This is a genomic window from Moorena sp. SIO2C4, from assembly GCF_010672485.1.
Classification (GTDB): domain Bacteria; phylum Cyanobacteriota; class Cyanobacteriia; order Cyanobacteriales; family Coleofasciculaceae; genus Moorena; species Moorena producens.
In genome coordinates this window covers 1-6,947 of record NZ_JAAHGN010000340.1, presented here as the reverse complement: position 1 = coordinate 6,947, position 6,947 = coordinate 1, and the positions used below count along the sequence as shown (strand labels likewise).

Genomic DNA, 6,947 nt, shown 5'->3' with positions numbered 1-6,947 from the left:
CGCTACAGTTGAAGTGATCCCCAATGCTGTGAGTAGAGCGATTCTGGACTGCCAACGATGGGAAATAAACATTAAATATATCTTCCTTGAGGATGAGTATAAGCGATTAATTAGACTCAAAAGAGCATAGTTATGTTTCCCGAGGGGCAGGATACCCTACCTAAACCCGGTCACCCTCCCTTTCAAGCTGCTTGTCACCCCATCACCCCATCACCCCCATCTTCTGCTCCCGGAGCGTTCGCGTAGCGTAGCCCTTCGGGCTAATCGCATCCTGTCTCTTTTAAAACCTAAAATTTGAAAACCTAAAATCTGTAGAATTGAGGTAAGATCAGGTTTTTGAGCCCCATACAACTAAAATTAGGTCTGGGACTGCATAGAGCCACTGCGAGGTTTTACCATGAGTCTAGGCACATGGATTGGTCTACTTGCCTTTATCCTTTCGTTATACATCCTGTGGCAAATCCGTAAAGTACTGCTGCTGATATTTACTGCTGTGGTACTTGCCAATGCCTTAAATATCTTGGTGGAAAAATTCCGCCGGGTTGGCATCAAACGGCTTTTTGCTGTGCTGCTGTCAATTCTTCTGATGGTTGCTCTAACCGTAGGGTTTTACTGGCTAATTGTGCCACCCTTTGCCGACCAAGTCCTAGAGTTAACTGATCAAGTTCCTAGGGGTATAGAAAAATTAGGTCAGTGGTTGGAGGTGTTGTCAGCGCGTCTTCCCCCAGATCTGATTACTTTCCCCGAGCTCCAAATAGATCAGCTAATTCAACAGCTACAACCGTTACTTAATCAGTTATTGGGTGGTGGATTCTCCATTGCCTTTAACTCTTTGGCTGTAGTAGCCCAAGTTTTGCTGGTATTAGTTTTGACCATAATGCTACTGGCTGACCCCAACGCTTATCGTCAAAGCTTTATACGACTTTTCCCGTCTTTCTATCGCCGTCGAGTTGATGAAATTTTGACTCTATGTGATCACTCTTTACGGGGGTGGTTAGTAGGCATTCTCGTTAACATTGCTGCCATTTCTGGCTTAAGTTTTGTGGGTTTGGTCATCCTACAAGTTAAACTGGCACTGGCACAGGCGGCTTTGGCAGGTATCTTGACATTTATCCCCAATATTGGCCCTGGATTGAGTGTAGTCCCACCGATTGCGATCGCTCTACTAGATGCACCCTGGAAAGCGATCGCTGTTTTAATTCTCTACATTATTATTCAGCAGGTGGAAAGTAATTTGCTAACTCCCCTGGTCATGAAGCAACAGGTATCCCTGCTACCAGCAGTAACCCTTTTGGCTCAGGTATTTTTCGCGACATTCTTTGGTTTTTTAGGTTTACTGTTAGCTTTACCATTAACAGTAGTTGGTCAGGTTTGGCTCAAAGAAGTTTTAATTAAAGATATCCTCGATCAATGGAAAACTAGTCCGATATCCATCAGACATACCCAGACCCCTTCAGAAATCGTTGCGATCGCATCACCAGATCCTGATTTAGCCAGCCCGACTACATCACAGGATTCCCAGGATAGCACTGAATCGGACAATCACCCCAAATCCGACAAATCAGATCAAATCGAGAAGGAGGAAGAGTAAACCTTCATAAGCCTTCAACCGTTACAACGCGAGCTATGGATTTTAACAACTTAAGCATTCAGCCGTCAGCCGTCAGCCGTCAGCCGTCAGCCGTCAGCCGTCAGCCGTCAGCCGTGGGCAAAAGGTCCACGCTACTTGAGGTGCTGACGTAACTCAGCATTATTCCAATGCTTACCTGTTGTATTCAAAAGCACCTCAAGTAGCGTGCGCATTAGCTGATAGCTGATAGCTGATATAGCGGTTTTTAGCCTCATGAGGTACACATAATTTTTTACCTTTTCCCTCTTCTGACTTTACTGCTCCCTACTCCCTGCTCCCTGCTCCCTAAAACCCAAAAACTTGTACCTTACTAGCTTAAAAAGCGCTATAGCTGATAGCTGATAGCTGATAGCTGATAGCTGATAGCTGAATACTTACTTAACAACTGCCTATGATCACCCTCGGCTGACGGAGGTAAGCTAAGATACCACTGACAAGTGATATTTTGGAAAACCCTTCTCCTCATTCCCAATCCCTATGCGAACCATTGCTCAAATTAATGACAAAATCGAGGGTAACTGTGCCGTAGTGTGGACAGTGGAAGAATTAAAAGCACGGGTGGCAGACATCGGTGTGACTCAGGCGGCGAAAGAAGTAGACATCATTACTACCGGTACCTTTGAGCAGATGGAGTCTTCCGGAGCAATCATGAATTTGGGACATACTGACCCACCCGTGAAAATACGGAAATGTTGGTTAGATGGGGTTCCAGCTTACACTGGCTTCGGAGCAGTGGATTTGTTTTTGGGAGCAACTCAAGTTGTTGACTACCCAGATAACCGTGAGATTCCAGATATGGAAGAACATAGGCAAAGGGGTGGTGGTCATGTCATTGAAGACCTGATTGCTGGGAAACCGGTCAACCTGCAAGCCCTTGGACAGGTGACAGATTGTTATCCTAGAAGCTCCTTTGAGACCACGATCACTAAGGATAGGATTAATCAGTTTTACTTATTCAATCCCCGCAATCTGTATCAAAACTTCATTGTAGGGGTGAATGGAGGCGATCGCCCCTTGTATACTTATCTGGGTTTGCTGCAGCCCAAACTCTCCAATGCGGTTTACTCTAACCCAGGAGCAATCTCACCCCTAATCAATGATCCGGAACTGAAGCTAGTGGGTATTGGCACACGGATTTTTATGGGTGGAGGTATTGGCTATATTGCTTGGGAAGGGACCCAACACTTCCCACTGCAAAAACGCCTTCCCAATCAGACACCCATAGGACCAGCAGCAACTCTAGCTTTAATTGGAGATGCCAAGCAAATGAACCCCAAATGGGTGCGGGGTTGTTACTTTAAAAATTATGGCCCCTCTCTGATGCTGGGTGTGGGCGTACCAATGCCAGTACTGAATGAAGAAGTAGTGCAACGTTGTGCTGTACAAGATCAAGACATTGTTGCACCAGTGGTAGATTTTGCCATTCCTAGACGGGTGCGTCCAACCTTTGGGTTAGTCAGCTACGCTCAGCTGAAGTCTGGTCGGATCACTATTGATGGTAAATTAGTACGTGTAGCTCCTCTTGCTAGTATTTTCCTCTCCCGGCAAGTTGCTATGGAATTAAAGCAATGGATTGAGAGTGGCAAATTTACCCTAACTGAACCAGTAGCACCAATTCCAATGGACCGCTCATTTCTACCTCAAGACCTATGGGGTTCACAAATTAGTTTGGATTGATTGATTTAGTCATTGGTCATTTTAAAATTAAAAACTGAAAATTGAAAAGGTAAGCATATGCGCTACGCGCAGGCTACGCCAACAGCTATCAGCGTGTCGCGTATCAGCTTATGGGGTACATCACAGGCTAGAAGCCTGTGCTACTTGAGGTGCTATCAGCCAACGGCTGAATACTTAGATAGGCAAATCCCCAAACTTTCAATTCTTTAAAATCTCAAACTATTAAATTATCCTGTTCGATGTTTATTTTAAGCATTAGGCTGACAGCTGAATGCTGACAGCTGAATGCTTACTTGAAAAGTAATAATTAGCAATTACCAATTAGCAATTACCAATTAGCAATTACCAATTAGCAATTACCAATTATCTTTAGCTTACTTGAGCTGTGACATTTGCTCGTCTAACACAGCTAATTTTGAGCGGAGTAGAGGATTGTCCTCTACTGCAAGGATTCGACAAATGCGATCGCGCATTTTTTCGTGGTGTCTGAGCGTGGTATCAGTGTCTGCTTGTAAGCCGTAGTGCCGCTCTTTAATTTGTGTCTCTGGCAAGCAGAAGAACACCCCTCCATCAGTGCGTTGAATGCTGCCTTCAAGCAGGTCAAAGATTCGTGCGTTGCTAGTAATCGAGCCCTTGGAGTTTTCGGTCCCGTATACATGAAGGCTAAAAAAGCAGGATTCTCCGGGGTTGCCCATCTGGTGAATCATATCGTCAGCTACCGCCTTTACCTCTCCAGAGCTATAGTCCAGTCGCTTCAGGGTTTGCAGCACTCCATCTGTTAAGGTATACACGTAGTGTTCCGCCTCGCCAAAGCACTGTACTGCTCCCCATTGGGCTGTGCCGTGGTCATGAATCGTGCTGTAGTCTCCTGGAGCCCAAGACATCACCATAATTTCAAAGGAACCACACTCGTACAGTAGCTTTCGACCGTAGCTGTCGGTGATGGGATGATCAAAGTCAGCCCATCCCATCAAGTCTTCCGGTGAGATGCGTGCATCCAAAATGCACAAACGAGCAATTTTCGGTACCAATACCGACTGACTTTGGATATTACTAATTAAGCGCTGGATACTCTTGGGAAGACTTTGGTCGGATACAGAAGTCTTCATGCCAGTAATAATCTGAATCATTTTGCCATCCTCTAATTTTTTAAAAAACTTGATTCTCTGAAAATAGAGACTTAAAAATTGAAAATTAACAAAATCGGATTAACCATCCTACGAATGGATTAACCGAAATTGATAGTATTACTAGGTGGGAGAATGGTGTTAGGGGAATGCTGTTAGAGTTTACTATTCAAAGCCTAATCCCTAATACTTAATCCCTCATCCCTAGATTTACCTAACTAATAATTCCTCACTGGTTGACTTGACTGTATAAACCTTAAAGCTCTAGGCTGAGAGAAAGCTGATAAATTCCTCACTATCGTCTGAAAAAAATTGAGAAATATCTCAGCTTATTTTGATTCAGAACACATGATGATTATTCCTCATATCATCAAAGATTTATTCAAGCTATAGCAAGCCTGATTGAAACGATAAAGAAATCGCTGCACCTCTTCGACCTCCTTCCCATATTGCTATCCGTTACATCCGCTCGAACTATCCGTTGCAAGCTCCTCCCATGCTCAAAACTAAAACACAGAATGTTATAGTTCAGGACGGTAAGGTAAGATATGGGATAAAACAAGCTGCATAATAACCATGTCGTGCCAGCGTCCCTTGAAAAACCCAATTTCTTTTTGAACACCTACAACCTCAAATCCAAATCGCTTGTGAAATTCAATACTCCCTTGATTGCAGCCCAAAATTTTAGCAACGACATGGTGATAGCAAAACTCCTCAACTTTCTTGAGCAATGCTGTTTGTAAAATACTGCCGTAACCCTTACCGGTTTCCGCTAAAGAAAAATAAATCGAAATCTCGCAGCAAACACGGTAGCCTAAGCGAGGGCTATAGCGCTTGATGACACCCCACCCGATAACACAGCTTTCTCGTTCTGCAACCAGTATGGTTTCGCGATCGCCAAACTTATTCGCGAGTACTTCCATGTCCTCAGCGGTATAAAATTGGCAATCCATCGTACTGTTGCCTGCAACGATAGACTCGTTATAGATAGATGCAATTGCTTGAAAATCAGTCTCTTTATATTGCCTTACCAGAATGTTGGGATGCTCTGATAAATCTGCACAGAAATTCTCTTGTTTAGTTGACATTTTTCTGCACTTATTTTGTTGCCCGTAATTATTTGCTCTCTCTCAATTATAATTTAGAGAACTAAACACTCCTAATCCTCAACCAAAGATAACGATAGGTTTTTTCTCGGCTTTCGATAAAACTCAATCATCCAGCTAAACAATCGCTCCATTATCGATTGGTTGGTTAACAGTTCTAATCTAGCAAAGCCACCAATATTTCCTCCATTGATTTCGCTAATGCACCAGTTACCCTCATCATTCATCAAAAAGTCATATCCCAAGGTATGTATACCCCGACAGCGATAGTGTTTAAAGGTAGCGTGAATTGCTTCTTTTTCTTCAGAGCTGATATCTGATAAGAAACATTCTCCATCTACGCTGACATTATGCACCCAATGACCACTTTTCGAACGGCGGATATAGGCACCGTAAATTTCACCATCTACCACAACAATCCGCTTGTCTCCCACATCAACTCGCTGCAAGTATTTCACAAATTGTAGTGGTTTACCTGTGGAACCTTTCAGATAATTCATCACCTCGGAAAAGTGACTAAACTCCCTGGTAGCTGCAAAGGGATTATCCACTAAGAAATGACCGTTGTGATCCCAAATTTTAAAAACTCCTCTACCACCACAACTATTATATCGCTTAGCCACAATAACTTGGTGCTTTTCAAAAAAAGCCAATCCTTCCATCCAGCTACTGGTTACTATCATGTCTGGTGTAAATTTACTGGCTACTTTGAGGAAGAATTCTTGCTGAATTTGCTCATGAATTCCAGTAGGACTGTTAACAAATTTTACAAACGGTTCCCACAATCGTAGTCTATCTAGATATCCTTCAGGAAAAGGCTTTAAGGTGCGACAAAATACCAAGTCAAACTCCTCTAGCGATCGCAAATCCTGGGCTTGTGAATCTAATTCGAGAAAGGTAGTGTAAGGTAGTATTCCCTTCACCGAAGCTACCTGAATCGATTCAGTCTTCGCTCCTTGGGTGAATACGCCCTCAGTAGGGATGTGGAAGAATTCAAATCGTTCGTCGAGGGCTAGCCGTTGGTAAAATATGGGTATGTCCAGTAACGGACTAGAGTATCGAGAAGGATTGCAAATGGAAAGTAATTTCATCTTACATTACTTCTTATATTACTTCTTACTTTCATTAAATTACAAGCTGATTTTACTATGCTGATTTTACTATACCGATTGCTAACTCTTTTCTACTCCTTTTATAGCAATTATCATACTGATGAGGTACAAAAATTTTTGTCCTAATCCCTACTCCCTACTCCCTACTCCCTACTCCCTACTGGGTGCATCTCATCTTTGTAAAAAAGAAGGGAAGTGCCGGAAGTGTCGGAAGCGTGGGGATTTTAGGGAGGGTGGGTAGTGTAGGCAGTTTGGGAATTTTATTAGAATTTTTGTTTAATTGCAAAAATGAGAT

Annotated in this window: 9 protein-coding genes; 4 read left to right on the top strand and 5 right to left on the bottom strand. The window is 43.1% G+C overall.

Annotation, left to right across the window (positions count from 1 at the left end; genetic code table 11):
- The first annotated feature begins 397 nt into the window (after positions 1–397).
- A complete protein-coding gene (locus F6K20_RS18210) occupies positions 398–1,591 on the top strand; it encodes an AI-2E family transporter (protein WP_008177751.1) in 1,194 nt (397 codons plus the stop codon).
- A gap of 131 nt (positions 1,592–1,722) precedes the next feature.
- On the opposite strand, the gene F6K20_RS18205 is transcribed toward F6K20_RS18210, so the two are convergent.
- Together F6K20_RS18205 and F6K20_RS18200 are read right to left on the bottom strand one after the other, a co-directional pair.
- On the bottom strand, positions 1,723–1,845 hold the full coding sequence (locus F6K20_RS18205) for a hypothetical protein (RefSeq protein ID WP_287248785.1): 123 nt from the start codon (positions 1,843–1,845) through the stop codon (positions 1,723–1,725).
- Positions 1,846–1,955: 110 nt separating this feature from the next.
- Complete coding sequence (locus F6K20_RS18200; protein WP_287266380.1) at positions 1,956–2,096, bottom strand: hypothetical protein; 141 nt, start codon at positions 2,094–2,096, stop codon at positions 1,956–1,958.
- An 11-nt stretch (positions 2,097–2,107) separates the two neighbouring features.
- Between F6K20_RS18200 and F6K20_RS18195 the strand changes: the two genes are divergently transcribed.
- Positions 2,108–3,307, top strand: coding sequence for a homocysteine biosynthesis protein (locus tag F6K20_RS18195; protein ID WP_008177754.1), 1,200 nt, complete (start codon positions 2,108–2,110; stop codon positions 3,305–3,307).
- A gap of 57 nt (positions 3,308–3,364) precedes the next feature.
- The gene (locus F6K20_RS18190) at positions 3,365–3,517 is read left to right on the top strand and encodes a hypothetical protein (RefSeq protein WP_158026672.1); all 153 of its coding nucleotides are present in this window, start codon (positions 3,365–3,367) and stop codon (positions 3,515–3,517) included.
- 164 nt (positions 3,518–3,681) lie between these two features.
- Here F6K20_RS18190 and F6K20_RS18185 read toward each other — a convergent pair whose 3' ends face one another.
- The 3 genes from F6K20_RS18185 to F6K20_RS18175 all read right to left on the bottom strand — a co-directional run bounded on the left by F6K20_RS18185 (position 3,682) and on the right by F6K20_RS18175 (position 6,631).
- Positions 3,682–4,437, bottom strand: coding sequence for a cysteine dioxygenase family protein (locus F6K20_RS18185; protein WP_008177756.1), 756 nt, complete (start codon positions 4,435–4,437; stop codon positions 3,682–3,684).
- A gap of 518 nt (positions 4,438–4,955) precedes the next feature.
- Positions 4,956–5,522 (bottom strand): GNAT family N-acetyltransferase, encoded by a 567-nt coding sequence (locus F6K20_RS18180; protein WP_008177758.1) that lies wholly within the window; start codon positions 5,520–5,522, stop codon positions 4,956–4,958.
- A gap of 71 nt (positions 5,523–5,593) precedes the next feature.
- A complete protein-coding gene (locus F6K20_RS18175) occupies positions 5,594–6,631 on the bottom strand; it encodes an ATP-grasp domain-containing protein (RefSeq protein WP_008177760.1) in 1,038 nt (345 codons plus the stop codon).
- Positions 6,632–6,752: 121 nt separating this feature from the next.
- On the opposite strand from F6K20_RS18175, the gene F6K20_RS18170 reads away from it, so the two are divergent.
- Positions 6,753–6,893 carry a hypothetical protein gene (locus F6K20_RS18170; protein WP_154659633.1) on the top strand — a complete coding sequence of 47 codons (141 nt, stop codon included), beginning with the start codon at positions 6,753–6,755 and terminating at the stop codon, positions 6,891–6,893.
- Positions 6,894–6,947: the final 54 nt, after the last annotated feature.